The sequence below is a fragment of the Bacillus sp. PS95 genome (assembly GCF_037963565.1).
Classification (GTDB): Bacteria; Bacillota; Bacilli; order Bacillales; family Bacillaceae; genus Bacillus; species Bacillus subtilis.
On record NZ_CP150160.1, the window covers coordinates 3,011,012 to 3,030,297 of the forward strand.

At 45.6% G+C, this 19,286-nt stretch carries 19 protein-coding genes; 4 read left to right on the forward strand and 15 right to left on the reverse strand.

What is annotated here, in order from left to right; all coding sequences use genetic code 11:
* Positions 1-128 precede the first annotated feature (128 nt).
* The 5 genes from sftA to NSQ12_RS15795 all read right to left on the reverse strand — a co-directional run bounded on the left by sftA (position 129) and on the right by NSQ12_RS15795 (position 5,058).
* Positions 129-2,975 carry a DNA translocase SftA gene (sftA, locus tag NSQ12_RS15775; protein ID WP_110109459.1) on the reverse strand — a complete coding sequence of 949 codons (2,847 nt, stop codon included), beginning with the start codon at positions 2,973-2,975 and terminating at the stop codon, positions 129-131.
* Positions 2,976-3,134: 159 nt separating this feature from the next.
* Positions 3,135-3,740, reverse strand: a complete 606-nt coding sequence (gene ytpR, locus NSQ12_RS15780) for a YtpR family tRNA-binding protein (RefSeq protein WP_076458270.1) — start codon at positions 3,738-3,740, stop codon at positions 3,135-3,137.
* A gap of 15 nt (positions 3,741-3,755) precedes the next feature.
* Entirely contained in the window at positions 3,756-4,565 is an 810-nt protein-coding gene (locus NSQ12_RS15785) for a DUF1444 domain-containing protein (RefSeq protein ID WP_009967991.1), read from the reverse strand.
* A gap of 14 nt (positions 4,566-4,579) precedes the next feature.
* On the reverse strand, positions 4,580-4,903 hold the full coding sequence (locus NSQ12_RS15790; protein ID WP_003229265.1) for a thioredoxin family protein: 324 nt from the start codon (positions 4,901-4,903) through the stop codon (positions 4,580-4,582).
* A gap of 38 nt (positions 4,904-4,941) precedes the next feature.
* Positions 4,942-5,058 (reverse strand): hypothetical protein, encoded by a 117-nt coding sequence (locus NSQ12_RS15795; protein ID WP_004399150.1) that lies wholly within the window; start codon positions 5,056-5,058, stop codon positions 4,942-4,944.
* Positions 5,059-5,136: 78 nt separating this feature from the next.
* Here NSQ12_RS15795 and NSQ12_RS15800 point away from each other — a divergent pair, with 78 nt between their 5' ends.
* A complete protein-coding gene (locus tag NSQ12_RS15800) occupies positions 5,137-5,583 on the forward strand; it encodes a YtoQ family protein (RefSeq protein ID WP_003229263.1) in 447 nt (148 codons plus the stop codon).
* 54 nt (positions 5,584-5,637) lie between these two features.
* Here the strand turns inward: NSQ12_RS15800 and NSQ12_RS15805 are convergent, their stop codons facing one another.
* Positions 5,638-6,711 carry a M42 family metallopeptidase gene (locus tag NSQ12_RS15805; RefSeq protein WP_015251442.1) on the reverse strand — a complete coding sequence of 358 codons (1,074 nt, stop codon included), beginning with the start codon at positions 6,709-6,711 and terminating at the stop codon, positions 5,638-5,640.
* A 158-nt stretch (positions 6,712-6,869) separates the two neighbouring features.
* Between NSQ12_RS15805 and NSQ12_RS15810 the strand changes: the two genes are divergently transcribed.
* Positions 6,870-7,187 carry a PepSY domain-containing protein gene (locus tag NSQ12_RS15810; RefSeq protein ID WP_014480575.1) on the forward strand — a complete coding sequence of 106 codons (318 nt, stop codon included), beginning with the start codon at positions 6,870-6,872 and terminating at the stop codon, positions 7,185-7,187.
* Between the two features lie 52 nt (positions 7,188-7,239).
* On the opposite strand, the gene NSQ12_RS15815 is transcribed toward NSQ12_RS15810, so the two are convergent.
* The 3 genes from NSQ12_RS15815 to trmB all read right to left on the reverse strand — a co-directional run bounded on the left by NSQ12_RS15815 (position 7,240) and on the right by trmB (position 10,580).
* Entirely contained in the window at positions 7,240-8,940 is a 1,701-nt protein-coding gene (locus NSQ12_RS15815; protein ID WP_110109460.1) for an NAD-dependent malic enzyme, read from the reverse strand.
* Positions 8,941-9,022: 82 nt separating this feature from the next.
* Positions 9,023-9,868 carry an MBL fold metallo-hydrolase gene (locus tag NSQ12_RS15820; RefSeq protein WP_038427838.1) on the reverse strand — a complete coding sequence of 282 codons (846 nt, stop codon included), beginning with the start codon at positions 9,866-9,868 and terminating at the stop codon, positions 9,023-9,025.
* A 70-nt stretch (positions 9,869-9,938) separates the two neighbouring features.
* Positions 9,939-10,580 (reverse strand): tRNA (guanosine(46)-N7)-methyltransferase TrmB, encoded by a 642-nt coding sequence (trmB, locus tag NSQ12_RS15825; protein WP_004398646.1) that lies wholly within the window; start codon positions 10,578-10,580, stop codon positions 9,939-9,941.
* A 206-nt stretch (positions 10,581-10,786) separates the two neighbouring features.
* On the opposite strand from trmB, the gene NSQ12_RS15830 reads away from it, so the two are divergent.
* Complete coding sequence (locus NSQ12_RS15830; protein ID WP_003237926.1) at positions 10,787-11,065, forward strand: YtzH-like family protein; 279 nt, start codon at positions 10,787-10,789, stop codon at positions 11,063-11,065.
* Here NSQ12_RS15830 and NSQ12_RS15835 read toward each other — a convergent pair whose 3' ends face one another.
* The 5 genes from NSQ12_RS15835 to thpR all read right to left on the reverse strand — a co-directional run bounded on the left by NSQ12_RS15835 (position 11,066) and on the right by thpR (position 16,694).
* Entirely contained in the window at positions 11,066-11,863 is a 798-nt protein-coding gene (locus NSQ12_RS15835) for a phosphotransferase family protein (RefSeq protein ID WP_009967993.1), read from the reverse strand. It abuts the gene before it with no gap.
* Positions 11,864-12,042: 179 nt separating this feature from the next.
* Complete coding sequence (gene pulA, locus NSQ12_RS15840) at positions 12,043-14,199, reverse strand: type I pullulanase (RefSeq protein WP_110109461.1); 2,157 nt, start codon at positions 14,197-14,199, stop codon at positions 12,043-12,045.
* A gap of 25 nt (positions 14,200-14,224) precedes the next feature.
* Positions 14,225-15,154: a diacylglycerol kinase family lipid kinase gene (locus NSQ12_RS15845; protein WP_003229243.1), complete on the reverse strand. Its 930-nt coding sequence runs from the start codon at positions 15,152-15,154 to the stop codon at positions 14,225-14,227.
* Between the two features lie 48 nt (positions 15,155-15,202).
* Positions 15,203-16,117 carry a hypothetical protein gene (locus NSQ12_RS15850; protein ID WP_029726421.1) on the reverse strand — a complete coding sequence of 305 codons (915 nt, stop codon included), beginning with the start codon at positions 16,115-16,117 and terminating at the stop codon, positions 15,203-15,205.
* Between the two features lie 25 nt (positions 16,118-16,142).
* Positions 16,143-16,694: an RNA 2',3'-cyclic phosphodiesterase gene (thpR, locus tag NSQ12_RS15855; protein ID WP_160245741.1), complete on the reverse strand. Its 552-nt coding sequence runs from the start codon at positions 16,692-16,694 to the stop codon at positions 16,143-16,145.
* A gap of 148 nt (positions 16,695-16,842) precedes the next feature.
* Here thpR and cysK point away from each other — a divergent pair, with 148 nt between their 5' ends.
* Positions 16,843-17,778: a cysteine synthase A gene (gene cysK, locus NSQ12_RS15860; RefSeq protein ID WP_003229237.1), complete on the forward strand. Its 936-nt coding sequence runs from the start codon at positions 16,843-16,845 to the stop codon at positions 17,776-17,778.
* 33 nt (positions 17,779-17,811) lie between these two features.
* On the opposite strand, the gene pepV is transcribed toward cysK, so the two are convergent.
* The gene (gene pepV / locus NSQ12_RS15865; RefSeq protein WP_004399126.1) at positions 17,812-19,203 is read right to left on the reverse strand and encodes a dipeptidase PepV; all 1,392 of its coding nucleotides are present in this window, start codon (positions 19,201-19,203) and stop codon (positions 17,812-17,814) included.
* Between the last annotated feature and the right edge of the window lie 83 nt (positions 19,204-19,286).

The window sequence follows — 19,286 nt, forward strand, 5'->3', positions numbered from 1 at the left end:
ATCAGGTTATTTCTTTCCGATTAAACCCAGATATCAAGATTTGTCTATGCACAGCTGCTGTAAAGCGGCATAGCTGTTAAATGCTCTAAACACTATCATACCATGTTTGGTGTGAAAATGAACCCATATTATTCGTTTATTAAATCACTTGCTGTGATCAGCACCTCTCGAGGCTTGCTTCCTTTTGCCTCAGAGATCATGCCTTCCGCTTCCATCATGTCGATCAGCCTTGCCGCACGATTGTAACCGATTCTGAATCTTCTTTGCAGGCTTGAAGTGCTCGCACTGTTTTGCTCTACAACAAACTCACACGCTTCGTAAAACAGTTCGTCCTCTTCTTTCAGGGCTGATCCTTGTCTTACGAGCTCTTCTTGTTCAAATAAATAGGTCGGCGGCATTTGGCTTCTGACGTGGGAAACGACGCGGTCGATTTCCCGGTCTGACACAAAGTTACCTTGCAGACGTACCGGTTTTCCCGATCCGTTTTCCAAAAAGAGCATATCCCCTTTTCCGAGAAGCTTTTCTGCACCGGCTATGTCAATAATTGTTCGGGAATCAACCTGGCTTGAGACAGAAAAGGCGATTCTCGTCGGGATATTCGCCTTAATCAGACCTGTTATGACATCGACTGACGGACGCTGAGTTGCGACGAGAAGATGGATACCGCACGCTCTGGCTTTTTGGGCGATCCGCGCAATGCTTTCTTCCACATCGTTTGGAGCCACCATCATCAAATCTGCAAGCTCATCAATAATGACAACTAAATATGGCAGCTTTTCACCCATTTGGTGTTCAGCGGTTAATTGATTAAAGCGGTCAATATCGCGGACACCTGAATGGGCAAAAAGCTCATAGCGGCGCTCCATTTCCTCAACGACCCATTTCAAAGCAGCTGTAGCCGCTTTAGCATCAGTAATGACCGGGCTGACGAGGTGAGGAATTTTATTGTAAGGGGCCAGCTCTACCATTTTCGGATCAATCAGCAGCACCTTTACCTCACTCGGGTCAGCTTTATAAAGCAGGCTGACTAATATTGTATTGATGCATACGCTTTTTCCGGAGCCTGTAGCGCCGGCAATCAAGCCATGCGGCATTTTCTTCAAGTCGATAACAACAGGATTTCCTGAAATATCTAATCCCAGCGCAGCTGTGAGCGGTGACTTGCTTGTCCTGAAAGCTGAGCTGCGAATCATTTGGCGCAAATCAACCACCTTGCTCGTGCGGTTCGGCACTTCAATTCCGATCGTGTTTTTCCCCGGAATCGGCGCTTCAATCCGAATATCTCTCGCTGAGAGACTGAGTTTAATATCATCGGACAAGTTGGTGATTTTATTCACCTTTACACCCGGTTCAGGATGCACTTCAAATCTCGTGACAGACGGACCCTGGGTTACATGGACCACATTGGCGCGGACATTGAAGTTTTTCAAGGTTAAATCAAGAAGCTGACGCTGTTCTTCGATCCACGCAGTATCATCTTGAACCTGCGCTGGCGGGACATCAAGCAGTGCAACATTCGGAAATACATAGCTGCCGCGGCGCTCCTCTGCTTTTTGCTGTTTATGCGTATCTCTTTTCAGCATCATCACATTAAAAGGAACGGATGGCCCTTTTTGAGAAGATGCGCTTTGTTCAGTCCTTTTCTCCTGTACACCAGGCCTTTTTTTCGGCTCTTCTGAAGCTTCGCGAGGTTTGTCTGCGCGAATTCCCTGCCGATTTTCAAGAGGTGCAGTAGACGATTTGGAACCCTGCTCCATGTGTTCAGTTTTCTCAAGCTCTGTATGGCTGTCTGGCTGAACATCTATCTTCGTTTCCTGAGCCTCTCCCAGGATGTCATAATGATTATTTATTATGCTGTCTGATGGCTCTTCTGATTCTTTTGCCACAGTTTCTGCTTGAGCCAGAGCCTCTGATGAATACTCATGATCAGTAAATAAAGGGTCTTCCTGACGAATGTCCATTTGTTCTTCTTGAACGAACGGGGACTCAGCACCTTCTGCCGCGTTTTCATGATGATTGTATACTGGGCTGTCTGACGGCTCTTTTGCTTTTTCATCCTCAGATACTGCCTCTGTCTGAGATTCAGGAGCTATTTGCTCTTCATCAAGTTCAGCGGAGAAAACAGGCTCTTCAAGTTTCTCTGGCTGCTGCTCCCTTTGTTCTTCCTCCTCTTCGCGGCCTACTTCACTGTCTGAAAGCCCTTCAGCCGCCGTATCTGTGAGCATCTCAGGCGGTGTTTGCTCTTCGGCATGTTCAGCTGGGAAGGAAGGCTCCTCTTTTTCCGGCTGTTGAACGCCTGACTCAAATGGCACTTTGTTACCTGACGGCTCGGCTGGCCGTTTCGCCAGCGCCTCATCATGCTCCGTATCCTTTCTGTTTAAAACGCCAGAAGGCTGTTTTTCAAATTGGGTATCCGGGAAGAAAGGACTTTCTTTTTTGGAATGCGCCTGTGTGTCTGAAGCAGGATAGCCGCGTTCACGTTCAATCTCTTCTGACAGCAGTGTTACCTTCTCTTTTACCGATTTATCCGGTTCGTTCAATGTTTCAGAAGGCTTTTTCGGCACATCCTTTTTAACAGATGGTTTTTGATTAAATCCATAGATAGGCGAAGGGATATTTGTCGGTTTAAACGGTTTCTTCGCCGGCTCTGCTGCTTGATATGTATGCTGCTCTTCTTCATTTCTGGGACGCTCTCTGTAAAGTGCAGCACTTGGACGAGGCGCGGGTTTCGGTTCGTCCGATGGTGTGCGGCGCCTTCTCAGGTCATGATTTTTGTATCCGTCAGGCACGACTGGAAAACGGAATTTGCCTTTTGGATATTCATAATATATTTTAGGATCTTCCAATCTTTTTAATTGTCCTTCAGGATGATGTACTTCTTGTTGCTGCGGAATTTGAGCGGGTTTTGTCTCCCGTTCAGCATCCTCTTCGCTTTCGCCTAAAAACAAATCAAAAAATTTATGAAGCCAACTCATAATTTATCTCTAACTCCCTTATAGTTTTCTGGGACGGTTTTTAGTATACCACTGCTGGTCGGCCCAGAAAAGATTAAGCTATCAGCAGAAACAAAGCCGCTAAACAAGGGCTTAGCGGCTTTTCACATGATTCGTTTTTTTTGGCGGATTTATGGGAGTCTAAAACTGAAATGCGTCTCCCGCCTCATAGTCTCCTTCTAACACAAGGATTCCTTTTTCAGCAGGGGCATCCGGCAAATCAAGCTCTTTCGCTGAGCAGATCATCCCGCTTGACGGAACGCCGCGAAGCTCTGCATCCTTAATGACAAGTCCGCTAGGCATCACAGCACCGACTTTGGCAACGACAACTTTTTGGCCTTTGTCAACGTTAGGCGCGCCGCAGACGATCTGAAGCGTTTCTTCTCCTACGTTGACTTTACATACGCTTAATTTATCCGCATTCGGATGTTTTTCTTTTGATTCTACATAACCCACAACAAACTTCGGAGATAAATCAACGACTAATGTTTCTTCAACGCCGTTTCTGTTTAAAATCTCATTCACATCTTGCACGAATGTTTCTGAGAGCGCAACAGGGCCGTTTTCATCAATGGTCAAGTAAGAAGACGCGTTGAAAATGTTGAAGCCCGTTGTTTCTTTTGTCTCGTTATTGAAAATTTTGACGACGTCGCCGTGTTTTTCATAGCCTAATTGTTCGCGTGTCACATCTTGAAGAGAGATCAGGAGCGTGTCTCCCACACCTTCTTTATTATAAAAAGCGTTCATAAGTAAAAATCCTTTCTAATCCTTTTTCGGACGGCTTTTCGCCAGGATAAACACCGGTTCCAGCTTTCCTTCATTGTACAAAAATGAAAGGGCGGTAATCGGGACGGTGCCGCCTGCAAAGAAGCTCATCGACATTTGTCCTAGAATATCATACCCCGATTCATTCCGGATGTCAGCAAGAATCAAAACGTCCTGATGAGGAACAGAGATCGCCAGCTCCCCTTCTGCATGCTGCTTATACTCATTTAAGATCGCTTCGTTCAAAATCCGGCTTGCGTCGTATCCGTCGTTTGCCCTGAAGAAATAAAAGTAATTGCCGGCAACCGTATCTTCTTTGACAACCGTCGGCAGGGAACGGAGATTAAATGCGGCCGTCTCTCTGATCCGCTCTTTTGTCCAGTTTTCTTTCTCAAGCATGCGCTGGTCAATTAAACGGTAGGTTTTCCCGAGATCAAGCGCGTAATAAATTCTTGTCTCTGCGGTATGATCGTCATAAATGAGCGGGATATCTTCACTGGACTTGTCCGGGAAGGAAGTCGAGCGGATGACCGGATAAATGCGAGTTTCTTTCCCGGTCATTTCCTGAGCCTTCCCTTCCATTGCCGTCATCGCTTCGGAGACATAGTACACGATCTCATCAATGGCTTCGTCTTTTTTCAGTTCCCATTTTGCAATAATCGGCGGCAAATCGAGTGTAATCCCTTTTTTAGTCGTTTGATCCTCAACACGGAGGGTGTCTTTTTCTCTGTCAAACAGAAAGGAGCGATTCTCGTGCTGAAGGCGCTGTTTCAGTATATCTGACAGCTTCCTTGAGGTCATTTTCAAACCGATGTCCTCCTTTACGCTTTAGCGAGAGAGTCTGTTAAAAACTGTTCAATTTCTTCTTTTGTTTTGCGGTCTTTGCTCACAAAACGATTTACTTCTTTTCCTTCATTAAACACCACAAAGCTTGGGATTCCGTAAATTTCCCACTCTGCACATGTATCAATGAATTTGTCACGGTCTACGTAGTAGTAGGTGAATTCAGGGAAATTCGCTTCCAGTTCAGGCAGGAAAGGCTCTACAAAACGGCAATCCGGGCACCAATCGGCTGAAAACATAAATACAGACCAATCATCCTTTACCGCTTTTTCCAGCTCTTGAGTTGATTCAATTTTTTTCATTTCATATCCCTCCAGTTGTTTATGTTCTTACATGTTTTTTATCGATACTCGTCCATTTGGATCATACCAAACTGCTTGAGGCAAAACCACTTATATGCAACGAATGAATATGTAAGATTGGCTTTCCCATTATCATTATCATATTTTATTTGCATTATCAAGCTCGTTTCGTTTAACATCGTGTACATGAGGGTAAAATTTACAGATGGACATACATAAGGAGGAATTTTTATATGGAGTTTATCGTCTATTTAGCAGGAGAAATCCACAGCAATTGGCGCGAGGAAATTAAAGAGAAAACAAAATCACTGAAGCTCCCGATTACGTTTGTTGGTCCGATGGAGAATCATGACCGCTCAGACAATATTGGTGAAGAAATTATGGGCGTACAGCCAAATGCCGTTTTAAAGGATGACAAAGCCTCTGACATCAACAACTTCAGAACCGCCGTCCTGATGAATAAAGCAGACTTTGTGATCGCCCTGTTTGGCGAAAAGTACAAACAGTGGAACACGGCAATGGATGCATCATATGCGATCGCAAAAGGAAAACCCCTGATTATCATCCGGCCGGAATCGCTCCACCATCCTTTAAAAGAGCTTTCCAATAAAGCGAATATTACGGTTGAAACCGTTAACCAAGCCATTAAGGCCCTTTCCTATCTATTTGAAACAGAATAAGAAAAAAGCTTGTCGATCCGGGCTTACTGCTCGTTCAACAAGCTTTTATGAAACCTACATATTTTCTTTAATCGCATCCACCGTCTGCTTATCGCAGGCTGTTACAAGTTTGATGAGCATTTCTTTAGCAGCAGCATAATCATCAATATGAATGATAGAAGCGTTTGTATGAATATAGCGGGAACATATTCCGATAACCGCTGACGGCACACCGCTGTTCGAAATATGAACCTTGCCTGCGTCTGTTCCCCCGCCGGATACAAAATATTGATATGGAATATCATGCGTTTCAGCCATATCAAGAACGAATTCCCTCATTCCGCGATGCATGACTGTCGTTCTGTCAAGAATGCGCAGCAAAAAGCCTTTTCCAAGCTGGCCGAATTCATTTTTGTCTCCGCTCATATCGTTTGCCGGGCTGGCGTCAAGGGCGAAAAACAAGTCCGGTTTAATCATATGAGAAGCCGTCTGCGCGCCCCTTAGCCCTACTTCTTCCTGAACCGTTGCACCCGCATAGAGTGTATTCGGAAGCTCTTTACCGTGTAATTCCTTCAGAAGTTCAATGCTTAAGCCGCATCCATATCTGTTATCCCATGCTTTTGATAAAATTTTCTTTTCATTCGCCATCGTCGTAAACGGACAAACAGGCACGATCTGCTGTCCCGGTCTAATGCCGATTTTGATGGCGTCTTCCTTATCATCCGCTCCAATGTCGATCATCATGTTTTTGATATCCATCGGTCGGTTTCGCTGCGCATCTGTCAATAAATGCGGCGGTATGCTTGAAATCACACCCGGAACCGGCCCGTTATCTGTTTGAATTTCAACCCGCTGCGCAAGCAAAACTTGGCTCCACCAGCCTCCGAGCGTCTGGAATCTGAGCAGCCCGTTGTCTGTAATGGATGTCACCATGAAGCCGACTTCGTCCATGTGCCCGGCTACCATAATTCTCGGTGCGTCCTCTGCGCCTCGTCTGACTCCGAAAACACTTCCCAGTCTGTCCTGAACGATGTCATCGGCATATTTGGCTAGCTCCTGCTTCATAAAAGCACGAACCTGATGCTCATTGCCCGGCGCGCCGGGAAGCTGCGTCAGTGTTTGGAAAAGCGCTTTCGTTTCTTGATTCATGTTTTCCCCTCATTTCTATGTAGTCCTTTTATTTTATTAGAAACAATGAAGTTTTCCAAGCACCCTGACCCAATCTGCTCGATCAGCCGCGTATTGCTTAACAGGATTTGGCTGTTTCTGTATAATGAAAAGTACGATCAACCAGGAGGTGCTTTATTTTGAAATTGCGTCATCTTCTTTTAGGAGCAGGACTTGGAATCTGTGCGGCTGTCGTTGTGAAACAATATGTGATGAAGCCTTATATTTCTTCAGAAAAAGCGCTTCGAATTGTAAAATCTGCTTTTAAGCAGCGGGGCCCGATTGACGGATCATGGATTTACACCCAGCCGGAGCCTTACAATATTAACGGAGAAACGGTACAAGTATACAAAACCGGCATTACACGATCAGCTTTCGGAGAATTAGAACAGTATGAAGTCATGGTGGATGCGAAAACAGGAGAAATTGTTGATGTCATTGATACAATCGCCTCTTAACACCGGACAAGCAAAAAATAGAAGCCGCTGCCTATGCAGCGGCTCTTTTTTATTATATCGCGCGAATCGGTTTGTATACCGGATACCACATCGCATCCTGCACTGCCTGTATAATGTCTTCAGGCTCTTCCGTAGCGACGCCTTCCTCCATTGCGGTTTTTGCAACTTCAACAGCAACGGTTGCCGAAACAGTGCGCAAATCTTCAACTTTTGGAAGCATCGGCGCGCCAGGCACCCCGACATTGACCATACCTGCGATTGCCCGGGCACATGCTTCAAACATGCCGTCGGTAATTAATTTTGATTTGGTAACAATTGTTCCAAGACCGAGACCAGGGAAGACAAGCGCGTTGTTTGCCTGCCCGATATGATACGTAACTCCGTTATATTCAACTGGCGGGAACGGGCTTCCTGTCGTGATCAGCGCACGGCCTTCTGTCCATTCGATTAAATCCTCCGGTTTTGCTTCAGAAAGAGTTGTCGGATTTGACATTGGCAAAATCGCCGGCCGTTTCACATGTGACGCCATTTCTTTTACAATTTCTTCAGTGAAAGCGCCGGAAACTGTAGATGTGCCGATCAGGATCGTCGGTTTCGCCTGCCGGACCACTTCAAGAAGATCAATGCCTCCGCCGTCTCCGTTCCGCTGATAATCCTTCACTTCATCAGCCGAACGAGTATACGGCTTTTGGAAATCAAGAAGCTGATCCATATCATCTGTTAACAGCCCGTTTCTGTCTATGCACCAGAAGCGCTTGTATGATTCTTCTTCACTCAGTCCCTCGCGCACCAAAGCTTCCCGCAGCTGTTCGGCAATTCCGATTCCTGCCGTTCCCGCTCCGAATATAACAACTCTGTGATCTCTCAGCGGAACTTTAGACGCTTTTGCACAGGATAAGACTGCGGCCAAAGAAACAGCGCCAGTTCCTTGGATATCATCATTGAAGGTACACACTTTATCTTTATAGCGTTTCAAAATGCTTCGCGCGTTTTTCGCCCCGAAATCCTCCCAATGCAGCAATGCATTCGGAAATGTTTCTCTCGCAAGCGCAACGTAGTCGTCAATAAATTGGTCATAGCGTTCTCCGCGCACTCTAGAATGCTGGTTGCCGACATAAAGCGGATCGTTCAAGAGGCTCTCCTGATTTGTCCCCGCATCTAAAACAACAGCCAGCACTCTGCTCGGATCAATGCCCGCAGCCGCTGTATAAACCGCCAGCTTGCCAATAGAAATTGCGATTCCTCCGACGCCCCAGTCACCGATTCCTAAAATTCCTTCCGCATCAGTTGCAACAATTAAATCGATCGTATCGCTTTGATCTTTATACTGTTTAAAAGCTTCTTTCATACCGTCCGGGTCATCGATTGACAGATAGAGCCCTCGTGGTTTTCTGTATTCATGGCTGTATCTCTGAATTGCCGTTCCGACTGTCGGTGTGTAGACAATCGGGAGCATTTCCCCTAAATGGTCATTTAACAGGCGGTAAAACAGCGTTTCATTCCGATCGTGCAGCGCCGTTAAATAGACATTTTTGCTCAAATCGTCAGGCTGTGCGGAATATTGTTCATACGCTCTTTTCGCCTGATCATCAATTGTTAATACCTTGGGCGGCAGAAAGCCTTTTAAACCAAGTTCTTTTCTTTCTTCCTCAGTAAAAGCAACACCTTTGTTCAAAAAAGGAACAGAGAGCACTTCAAGGCCTCTTAATGTTGTTTGAATGTCTCCTTCGTTTGTTACTCTGAATTGTTTCACCCTGCCTCTTCCTTTCTGAGCATAATTAGTACTAGGTTTGCATTATTAGCCGGAAAACATGCAGGGTAAACATAAAAATATGCTATCGCTTCATTCGCTTAACTGACTTTTTGATACTTCCGTCCTCCTCCCATTGAAGGGCGCGATACTCGGCATCATGGTAAAAAATAAACCAAGCATCTTTTTCTGCTGCGAACGCCTGCCATTTCTGCTTTTGCGGGATAGAGGTCATCGGATAATCATCGTAAGCCAGCACCCATAGCGGATTGCGGTGGGCATGTGTCGGCATCAGATCTGCCATATGTACGGCAGTTTCACCCGCATCCTCGCATATCAGGACACTGTGTCCGTCGCTATGGCCTCCGGTGTGATGCATTGTAATACCCTCTGTGATCGTTAAGGTGTCTTCAAAGGTTTTGACTTGGCCAGCTACAGCCTCCCAATTTTCTTTCCAATACGTATTTTTCGACCTGATATTCGGATGGCGCATTTCGTCCCATTCAACAGCAGATGTATAAATCACTGCATTCGGAAAGACAGAGACGAGCCGTTCACCTTCATATTCCGTTAAACCGCATGCATGATCAAAATGAAGGTGTGTCATTGCGATCACATCTATATCGGCAACCGTTAATCCGAGTGCAGCTAATGAGGGTTTCACATTCGACTCTTGTGTCACGCCATAGTTTCGTTTTTGTTTATCAGTCAGCTTGCCGTACCCAATTCCGGCGTCAACGATGATATTGAGCCCATCCTTTTGAATCAAAATAGGGTCTGTTCTTAGTTCAATCTGGTTTTTTTCATTGACTGGATATTTTTTAGACCAAAGCGGCTTTGGCACAACGCCGAACATGGCGCCTCCGTCCATATGCGTCACGCCTCCGTCAAGCCAGGTCAACGTGATGTTTCCAATTTTCATTGTTTCCATTTTCATCCCCCCCTGTCATCATGGTAGCAAACGGCCCATAAAAAAAACAGACTCCTGTCAGAGTCTGTCTTTACGTTCTCCATTCAACCTCAGCCCGATAGATCGGCTGGCCGAGTGCAGAGAATTTTTCTTCATATTCTGTCATAATATTGCCTTCCAGATTGCTGTTATGCAAATCGAGACTGACGTATGTCAGCAGGAGGCCGTACTCAGAGAAGCTCTTCAAAGAGTACTCAAATAAACCTCGGTTGTCCGTTTTAAAATGAATCGATCCGCCTTTGCCCATTACTTCTTCATATTTTTTGAGGAAGTGGGAATATGTCAGGCGGCGTTTTTCATGCCGTTTCTTCGGCCAAGGATCAGAAAAGTTCAAGTAGACCCGTTTCACTTCCCCCGGCTCAAACACATCCGTCAGCGTGTCCGCATCTATATTCAGAAGCTTTACATTCTGCGCTTCGCTGTCTTTTACTTTTTGGACGGCTGTCACGATGACGCTTTTAAATAACTCAATACCAATATAATTGATGTCGGGATTTTGTTTGGCCATACCAGAAATAAATTGGCCTTTTCCTGTACCAACCTCGATATGGATCGGATTGTCGTTGCCAAACACTGTGTTCCATTTCCCTTTATAATCAGCAGGATTGCTGATGGCAATATCTGCGTTTTCAGCCAAAAAGTCATCAGCCCACGGCTTGTGGCGCATTCTCATATGATTGACACCTCTATCTATTATTTCGACTAACAACATACCATGAATTAAAAAGACCCGCAAGCTCGTTTTTCCAGTGTATCTCTCTTAAGACCGAGCGCATAAAAAAAGAGGGTCCCGTCTGCTGGAACACTCCTTTCACATGTATAAAAACGCTCTGTTTTGAACAATTTAACCCGTATGATACTGAAGGGATGTGTACCGTTATGGGTTTACATTATGAGCATCAAGTTCATTTATTGAAGGATATATTGACTGACCATCAATTGGACTGCTGCGGAACAGTCGCAGAGTACGAGCAGCTTGAGCGTGTGATTAAATCACTGATGGCAAACACCGAGCTTGATTCAAATTTCAAAAACGTGCTTGAAGATGTTTACCGCTACAGCCAATCAGGAATATCGTCCAAATCCATCGACTCACACATACAAGAGCATCAGAACAGCCTGTCTCAATGGGTAGAGCAAATGGATTCGTATTCCTGATTAATCAACAATTCGTTTCATGAGGATATGCAGCTCTTCCATTGCATCATGAAATTCCTTATCATTGCCTTTTGCTTTATGCCAGGCAATGAAAGTAATTGTTTCAGATAACACATACCAAGCCATTCGCAACCGAAGGCTTTCTGTCAGCTCTATGCCGTACATGCTCAGCCAGCTCTCCCAAGCTGGCTTTTCGACGTAGTGGTACAGCAAAGGCCCGAGGTCCATCGCCGGATCAGCGATCATGGCGCCGTCCCAGTCAATTAAATACAGCTGGTTGTCTTCAGACAATAGCCAGTTATTATGATTGACATCACAATGGCAAACGACTTTCTCACCGAAATGCACTTCATGCAGGTGTTCTTCCAAATACTTGATCCCTTCTTGAATCAGCGGCGAAGATTGCTGCACAGCAAATACAGCCTGCTTCAGCTGAGACAAAAGAGCCCCCGGGTTCAGCGGTTCTTTTCCAAGTCTCTTCAGCATGTCCAGCAAGGCTTTTGATGTGTGTATTTTACGAAGCAATTCAGCAACGGGCCGTCCGCTCATGTCTTTAGGCTTCAGCTCTCTGCCGGTCATCCAGTGCTGGGCCGTAATGACGTCCCCATTTTCCATCCGTTTTGTCCAAACCAGCTTCGGAACAATGCCTTCGGCGGATAAAACAGCTAAAAAAGGTGAGCTATTACGTTTTAAAAAAAGCTGCTGCCCGTTATGTTTCGCATAATATGCATCTCCTGTAGCTCCTCCGGCGGGGAAGATCTCCCAATCGCTACCTAGTAATTGTCCCAACCAGTTCATATCAATGTTCAACCCATCATTTCTTAAAATATTTTAGAATTAAGGCTAATCGTTTCTAGTCTATCCAGCGAATGCCTTTTTCGTACGAATCGTATAAAAATAAAAAAGACAGCTATTGAGAGTCTCATATGCTAATCAATAGCCGTCCTTTAAATTTTAGCGCTATAGCACAAACTTCGTCAAGCAAAACTCTTAAGATCTGATGCTAAATATAAGATAACCGTTCCGATGCCGTTTACTGCAACCGTTTTCTTGATTTCTGCCGGGTCTTTCTGAAATCCTGATGTATCACATAAAAGCCGATAAGGTATGTCGTTTGGCAGCCTCCACTCGACGGAGTCTGGACTCGCGTGATGGATAACAATGATATCTTTCCATTCGTCAACCTCGTCAAGATCATAAAGCCTGTATGCGATAAGGTGTTCTTCTAGCGTCAAGCATTCAAGATGGCGCCGGATGTCTGCAGCGGACCTAAGACGGAATGCAGGATGCGCTTTTCTCAGCGAGATCAGCTTGCAGATATAATGAACATCTTCTTTGAACGTTCCACGGCGATCCCAGTCGAGCTGGTTGATGCTGTCACTGGATTGATAGCTGTTTTCCACTCCCTGCTTCGTCCGGAAAAATTCCTGGCCGCTGTGAATAAACGGCACCCCTTGGGCAAGCAAAATAATCGCGGCTGCAAGCCTTTGCCTGCTTCGCTTTCGGCTGTCATTTTCTTGAGGAAGCGCGAAGCTCATTTTATCCCAAAAGGTGTGATTGTCGTGTGATTCGACATAATTGATGGACTGGCTTGGTTCCGGAACAATCGGTGCTAATGCCTTCCATCCGGAAGACCCGGCAATTCCATGCATCACAGCTTGTGCTGATTCACTGCTGCCGAGCGCAAACCCTGCTGCCTTAAGGTGAAAGGTGTTCCCTTTTACAGCGTCACGAAACATATCATTAAAAAAGCCGATGCCCGGCATTCTTGGCGCGTTCGCCAAAGCAGCTTTCTGTTCATGCGGCAGCGGTGTAGCCAGATCCCAACCTTCTCCAAAAAGCAGGATTCCGGGCTTTGCCTTAGTTGCTTTCTCTTTCATATAAAGCACGGTGTCAATATCTAAAATCCCGAGGAGATCAAAGCGGAAGCCGTCAACATTGTATTCTTCAAGCCAATAGACCACGCAATCCGCAATGAATTTTCTTGCCATCCTTCTTTCTGATGCAATATCATTGCCAACGCCGGTGCCGTTTGATGGCATCCCACATTCGTCGTGCCGGAAAAAATAACCTGGCACTGTCTTTTCAAAGGGGGAATTCTCCCTCTTATACACATGGTTAAAAACAACATCCAGAATGACTCGCAGACCGTGCTGATGCAGGGTATTGATCATTTGTTTCAGCTCTGTTTTTCTCGTTTGAGGATCATGAGGATTTGAGGCATAGCTTCCCTCCGGGGCAAAGAAATGAAGCGGGTTATATCCCCAATTGTATGCATCAAGCGGCTTCTCTTCATCAACTCCGGCAAAATCATTCACCGGCAGAAGCTCCACATGTGTCACACCAAGCTCTTTTACATACGCTAATCCCGAAGAACTGCCATTTGCGGTTTGTGTATCAGTTTCCGTCAGCGCTAAGTATTTTCCCTTGTTTATCATGCCGCTGTTTTCATGGATGGAGAAGTCGCGAAGATGCGTCTCATAGATGACGGCATCCACAGGGTGTGAGAATGGTTTAAGAGGAGCAGTCCATTTCATTTGATCCGGGCGCAAGACGACGCCCTTCTCTCCATTTACAGTCACAGCCTTGGCATACGGGTCAACTGTTTCCATCCATTCTGAATTGTTGCAGATGCAAAACAAATACTCATATCCGTGAAGGTCACCTGTGACCGTAACGGCATAGACGCCTTTTTCCAACCGAGTCATTTGGAATGTGCGCCCGCTTTTATTGGGGTGTGAAAGCTTGACAGCAGCTGAGGTTGCAGCAGGCGCCCATACTTTAAATACGGTATGATCCGCGGTATAAACGGCGCCCAGCTCTCCGTCATAATAAAATTCGTCATCAAACGCTGCCGTCCGGATGACCGCGCCAATTTGGAGATCCGTTTTGTGGCCGCTGGATGCTCTGACGCAATGGATTTTTCCAAATGTCACAGGATGGTCGGATACGCAGACGTACTTGTATTTTGCTTCAAGGGAGTATTCCTCCCTGACAGCCAGAGGAAAATCTGTTATTTCTGTCTCAAGCCGAAACGGCGGTGTCATGATTTCCTTTTGTTCAGCAGGAATCAGAACAGTAATGATATTCATGTCATCGACATACGCTTCGAAGCTGCGGCGGATGCTGACCATCGGAAGCTCTCTCCTCCAAACACGTTTATGTTTTGATTCTTAGGGGGGAAGGACTAGATGCCAGACGAAACGGGGTAGTGCCCATGATTTCACCGTCAGCATGGAACGGGATTTTGTCCTTCGTGTAAAATGTAATGTCCTTCGCTTTAAACATCGTAACGCCATCCATCTTTGTATGTTTTCCAAATGCCATGAGACATAAAAGCCAATATTTTTTCAAAAACGGCTGGTTTTCAACGATTACGATATCAAATGTCTTCTCGCGCGGATTTGCTAAGGGCGCCGCCTTCATGCCTCCCCCGTAAAACGGATGGTTGGATACAACGGCAAACCAGACATCATGAAATTCGCGCGTCTCGTCTTCCGTCGTACAAGCTAACGTAAACGGCTTAAAGGTTGCCGAAGCGTGCAAATGAGAAAGCGGATACACAAGAAATCGAAGGCGGAGAAAAAGAAAAACCCGTCTCAACGGAAATTCCATCGCCTTTTTATTGACATATGCGTCAAACCCGATCCCGATATGATTCATAAAATAAAGAATCTGTGATTTATCCTGAAGGAAATTGACGCTCCCTAAATGAAAGGTTCTTGTTAACGGGCGCTTTACCTTCTTGATTTCCTGTATCAGATCGATTTTTTTAATAGAGAACCCTCGCGAAAAATCATTATACGCGCCCGCCGGCACAAAGCTCAGCTCAATATCGTCAACATCTTTCAGCCCGTTGACAACTTCATGCATGGTTCCGTCTCCGCCAATGACGATCAGGCGCTTCAGCTTATATTCCTGTATCGTTGAAATCTGTCTGGCGAGCACCTCTGCGTGTCCCGGATGTTCAGTTAAAAATGAACGGTGCTCAACCTTTCGTTTGATCAATTCTTTTTGAATGGACTTCCAAACACGCAGGCCGTTTCGATGTCCTGCTGTCGGATTAATAATAAAAAACCAATGGCTCATCTTTCTCACCTGCTTATGTTATGAGAAAACCGCTCAAATCGTTCTCTTTTACTCCAGCCACTCCTGTCTGCGATAGGAGTCAGACATGCAGTAAGACAATAGAGCCTTTGCAGCCTTTACCTGATGATGTTTGATCGGAGCAGTGTTTTTCTTCTGCCGCTCAATCCATTCTTCCGCGCTCCGCTTATCCGCTATTTCTAAGCCGTATGGCGGCTCCGGGTAATCGATGTACGACGTTCTGCTCAGAAGCAATTTTCGAACCGGGATCTCAGCCTGTTTTTCCTTTACGATCTTTGACACAACCGAGTCCGTACGAAACAGGCTAAGCCCTGGATTTAACACTGATGCAGTCTGAGAGGCTGTTTTCTTGTCCCAAAAACGATTTTTAGACCCTATGTAGACACTGTCTTCCTCAGCCTCTAAAAAAGAAACGCAATAAATTTCCAGAGGAGAAATAATCACAATGCTTAATTCAACCGCCGCCTGCTGAATTTTCAGCACAGGCTTATACATAATAAAATAAGAATCAGGCAGCTGCTGGGTCAGATAACGCAAAATGCGGTCCTGCTTCACCTGGTTTGAGAGTTGAGATATTTCTGAAAGAGTAGAGCTTGCCCATTTGAGCTGAAAATCATATAAATGCCTTTTATAAAAAGAAGCAAGCGCCACCCTGCTCTTCGGGAGCCTTACATGAATATCTTCTTCGTCCTCAAACCATTGGTGTCTCTCTTCTTGTATATCGGCTTTTATCTCTTCTTTTCTTCTTTTCAATGAAAATTTTTTTCGTTTCTGCACCGGTTCCGGTTCTTCAGCTCTGGCTTGCCTTTCTTCATGCTGGCGTTCCGCTGCTTCTACTAGTGAAAGCCAGCGCTCTTTTTTCAGACGTACAAACTGGTTGATATAATGGTACGGATCAAGCTCATATCTTGATATATAATCATGAATTTTGATGATTTGTGCCATGTTTGTTTCTCCACTCCGCAATGAATTAAGATAATTGAAATTTGAATATTTCCTCGTATTTTGGTGATTGGTTCAAGTGTATTTGAAAGAGCGAAAACCGCTCAGCCATCATCGAAACCTCGCCGCTTTCAAACGGAACATGAGCTGGAAATCCTTCTTCGCCTGTCCATTTTCTTGCCAGCGTCATATGAGGATGATACGGTCTTTTTTCCACTTGAAAGCCGGCCTGAAGGACAGCCTGCTTCGTATGTTCCCGCAGTCTATCAAGCGTTTTGTTTTTCTTTGGCTCCAGATGTAAAACGCGCGGCCTTCTGCGGTCGCCGAATACATCTATCTTGCCAAACTCAATTGAAAATGGGTCAATTTCTGAAGCAATCTCTGCTAGCGAACCTTCAAGCTTCTTTATTTGTGTCTCATCCGCCGCTCCGAGAAAAATTAACGTGATATGATAGTCAAGCGGGTGCACCCATTTTTGAAACGCCAATACCGGTTCGTTTTTCGCAGCCTGGTAGATCGGATTTGCAATTCCCTCAGGTATGGGAACGCCGATGAAATAATGAGGCCGTATATCTGGCATCCGTCTGACACTCCCTTCTTTGACAGCTATTATTTTATCAATAAAGAGGCTGTGCGGATAGAGGAATAGTGTATGAAAACACTCTCGCACAAACGTTTATTATGTTAGGATATTATATGACACTTGTTTTATTCAGAAAGGAATGACAATGTTGAAAATCGTTGCAAACACAGCTGATCTGATAGGAGATACACCGCTAGTGAGATTGAATCGGCTTCAGCCGGAAAATGCGGCACAAGTCTATTTAAAGCTTGAATTTTTCAATCCGAGCGGCAGTGTGAAAGACAGAGCCGCTTATCAAATGATCATAGAAGCTGAACAAAACGGTTTACTCAAGCCGGGATCAGTTATTATAGAGCCGACAAGCGGAAATACCGGCATCGGGCTCGCCATGAATGCGGCAGCACGCGGATATAAAGCAATTTTAGTTATGCCTGATACAATGACGAAGGAACGGATCAACCTGCTTAAAGCTTACGGCGCAGAGGTTGTATTAACTCCCGGAGAGGAAAGAATGCCGGGCAGCATCAAAAAAGCGAAGGAGCTTGCCGAACAAATTCCGAACAGCTATATTCCAATGCAGTTCGATAACACTGCCAATCCTGATGCGCACCGGAAAACAACAGCGCCTGAAATCGCCCGGGCAATAGAGGAAATCGGAAAACCGCTCGGCGCTTTTGTAGCCTCCTCTGGAACGGGCGGAACCATTACCGGAACAGGTGAGGCGCTCAAAGAGCTTTTTCCGGATATCACGGTCCATGTTGTTGAGCCAGCGGGTTCGCCTGTATTATCCGGCGGAAAACCTGGCGCTCATAAACTTGTAGGAACGAGCCCAGGCTTTATACCGCCGATTTTAAATGAAGACGTTTATGATGAAATTATCAAAATCTCTGATGAAGACGCGTATACGACGACAAGACGGCTTGCTGCTGAAGAAGGAATTCTTGTCGGTCCTTCATCAGGCGCTGCCTGCTTCGCGGCAATCGAAACAGCGAAACGCCTCTCTCCTGACAAAGTTGTGGTCTGCATGACAGCTGATACAGGAGAACGGTACTTATCAACTGATTTATGGTCATTTATTTAAAAAAAGGACTGGCTTCAGCAGAAGCCGGTCCTTTTATTTTGCAAGCTCGTAAATGGCCTGAGCATATAACGCTGTCGATCTCAGCAGGTCATCAATTTCGATATATTCATCCTTTTGGTGTGCGCTGTCAGGGCGTCCGGGGAACAGCGGGCCGAACGCGACACCGGCTTTTAAGGATCTCGCATAAGTCCCCCCGCCGATTGAGATTAAATCAGCTTTTTTACCCAGCTGGCCTTCATAAACCTTTTGCAGGGTTTTGACTAACGGATGATCTGCGGACACGTGATGCGGCTTGCTGTCTTTGAATTCTCCCAGCTCAAATTCAGATGCGCTTTCGAATGTATCGCGGATCACTTTGCTTTCTGCTGTCACAGGATAGCGGATATTGATCCCGAGCTCGCCTCCTTGCCCTTCTTTATAGCGCAGTGTTCCGACATTTAATGTCAGCTCTCCGCTGATTTCATCCTCACAGTCGATGTCCAGTTTTTTTCCTCTTGTATCACCTGAGAACTTATCTGTCACAACTTGCACAAACCGCTTTCCTGCATCGTCAAGCTCAGTCTGCTGGAGAAATTCGCACAATAAAATGCCGGCATTGATCCCATTGTTCGGTTCCATCGCATGGCAGGAAAGACCGTACATACGCAAAATGAGCTGTCCGTTCTCTATTGCAGCTTCCCCTTTTTGGTCCGTCGTGCGGAGCATGTCTTTAAATGAAGACAGAATCTCTTCATTTTTCGGCCCTTCAATGACAGCTTCCGCAGCGTCGGGCACCATGTTTAAGCGAAGGCCTGATTGAAACGAGACAAGCACTGCCTTTGGTTCAGCTTGATTTGGGCGGTGCGGAATAAGTAAAGAAGCATCGATGATCCCTTTTTCCGCATTAATGATCGGAAAATCGGCGTCAGGCGCAAAGCCCATTGTTGGCATTTCTTCATGCTTGAAATAATGCTCTACGCATCTCCAATCACTTTCTTCATCTGTTCCGATAATCATTCTGACTCGCTTGGACAGGGGCAAATTCATGTCTTTCACGATTTTCAGCGCGTAGAATGCCGCCATTGTCGGGCCTTTGTCATCAATGGCGCCCCTTGCATAAATCCGTCCGTTGCGGATTTCAGCTGAAAATGGATCACTCGTCCACCCATCTCCCGGCGGCACGACGTCAACATGGCAAAGTACGCCGATAATGTCATCGCCCTCCCCCCATTCAATATGACCTGCGAAGCCGTCAAGATTTTTTGTTGTAAAGCCTTCTTTTTCTCCAAGCTCCAGCAATGAAGTCAGGCTGGCATTTACCCCTTCTCCAAACGGTTTACCGGGTCCGGCGGTTGTTTCGTCCATGACACTGTTGATTCTCAAAAATTCCTGTGTATCACGAATTAAATCCTCTTTTTTTCTGATCACTTCAACTTCCCAGTTCATAATGATCCCCTTTCCGCAAGAAATGACTTGCAAAAACCAAATAAAACGAATAATATTAATGGTGTTTTGTTAAAACGTTCGTA

Bases quoted from the DNA above. Each gene is read 5' to 3' on its own strand.
- pepV (WP_004399126.1), bottom strand. From the start codon at position 19,203: ATGAACTGGGAAGTTGAAGTGATCAGAAAAAAAGAGGATTTAATTCGT.
- NSQ12_RS15845 (WP_003229243.1), bottom strand. From the start codon at position 15,154: ATGAGCCATTGGTTTTTTATTATTAATCCGACAGCAGGACATCGAAAC.
- thpR (WP_160245741.1), bottom strand. From the start codon at position 16,694: ATGCCAGATATACGGCCTCATTATTTCATCGGCGTTCCCATACCTGAG.
- NSQ12_RS15830 (WP_003237926.1), top strand. From the start codon at position 10,787: ATGGGTTTACATTATGAGCATCAAGTTCATTTATTGAAGGATATATTG.
- NSQ12_RS15790 (WP_003229265.1), bottom strand. From the start codon at position 4,903: ATGAAAAAAATTGAATCAACTCAAGAGCTGGAAAAAGCGGTAAAGGAT.
- pulA (WP_110109461.1), bottom strand. From the start codon at position 14,199: ATGGTCAGCATCCGCCGCAGCTTCGAAGCGTATGTCGATGACATGAAT.
- ytpR (WP_076458270.1), bottom strand. From the start codon at position 3,740: ATGAACGCTTTTTATAATAAAGAAGGTGTGGGAGACACGCTCCTGATC.
- NSQ12_RS15835 (WP_009967993.1), bottom strand. From the start codon at position 11,863: ATGAACTGGTTGGGACAATTACTAGGTAGCGATTGGGAGATCTTCCCC.
- NSQ12_RS15795 (WP_004399150.1), bottom strand. From the start codon at position 5,058: ATGCAAATAAAATATGATAATGATAATGGGAAAGCCAATCTTACATAT.
- trmB (WP_004398646.1), bottom strand. From the start codon at position 10,580: ATGAGAATGCGCCACAAGCCGTGGGCTGATGACTTTTTGGCTGAAAAC.
- NSQ12_RS15850 (WP_029726421.1), bottom strand. From the start codon at position 16,117: ATGGCACAAATCATCAAAATTCATGATTATATATCAAGATATGAGCTT.
- NSQ12_RS15805 (WP_015251442.1), bottom strand. From the start codon at position 6,711: ATGAATCAAGAAACGAAAGCGCTTTTCCAAACACTGACGCAGCTTCCC.
- cysK (WP_003229237.1), top strand. From the start codon at position 16,843: ATGTTGAAAATCGTTGCAAACACAGCTGATCTGATAGGAGATACACCG.
- NSQ12_RS15800 (WP_003229263.1), top strand. From the start codon at position 5,137: ATGGAGTTTATCGTCTATTTAGCAGGAGAAATCCACAGCAATTGGCGC.
- NSQ12_RS15820 (WP_038427838.1), bottom strand. From the start codon at position 9,868: ATGGAAACAATGAAAATTGGAAACATCACGTTGACCTGGCTTGACGGA.
- sftA (WP_110109459.1), bottom strand. From the start codon at position 2,975: ATGAGTTGGCTTCATAAATTTTTTGATTTGTTTTTAGGCGAAAGCGAA.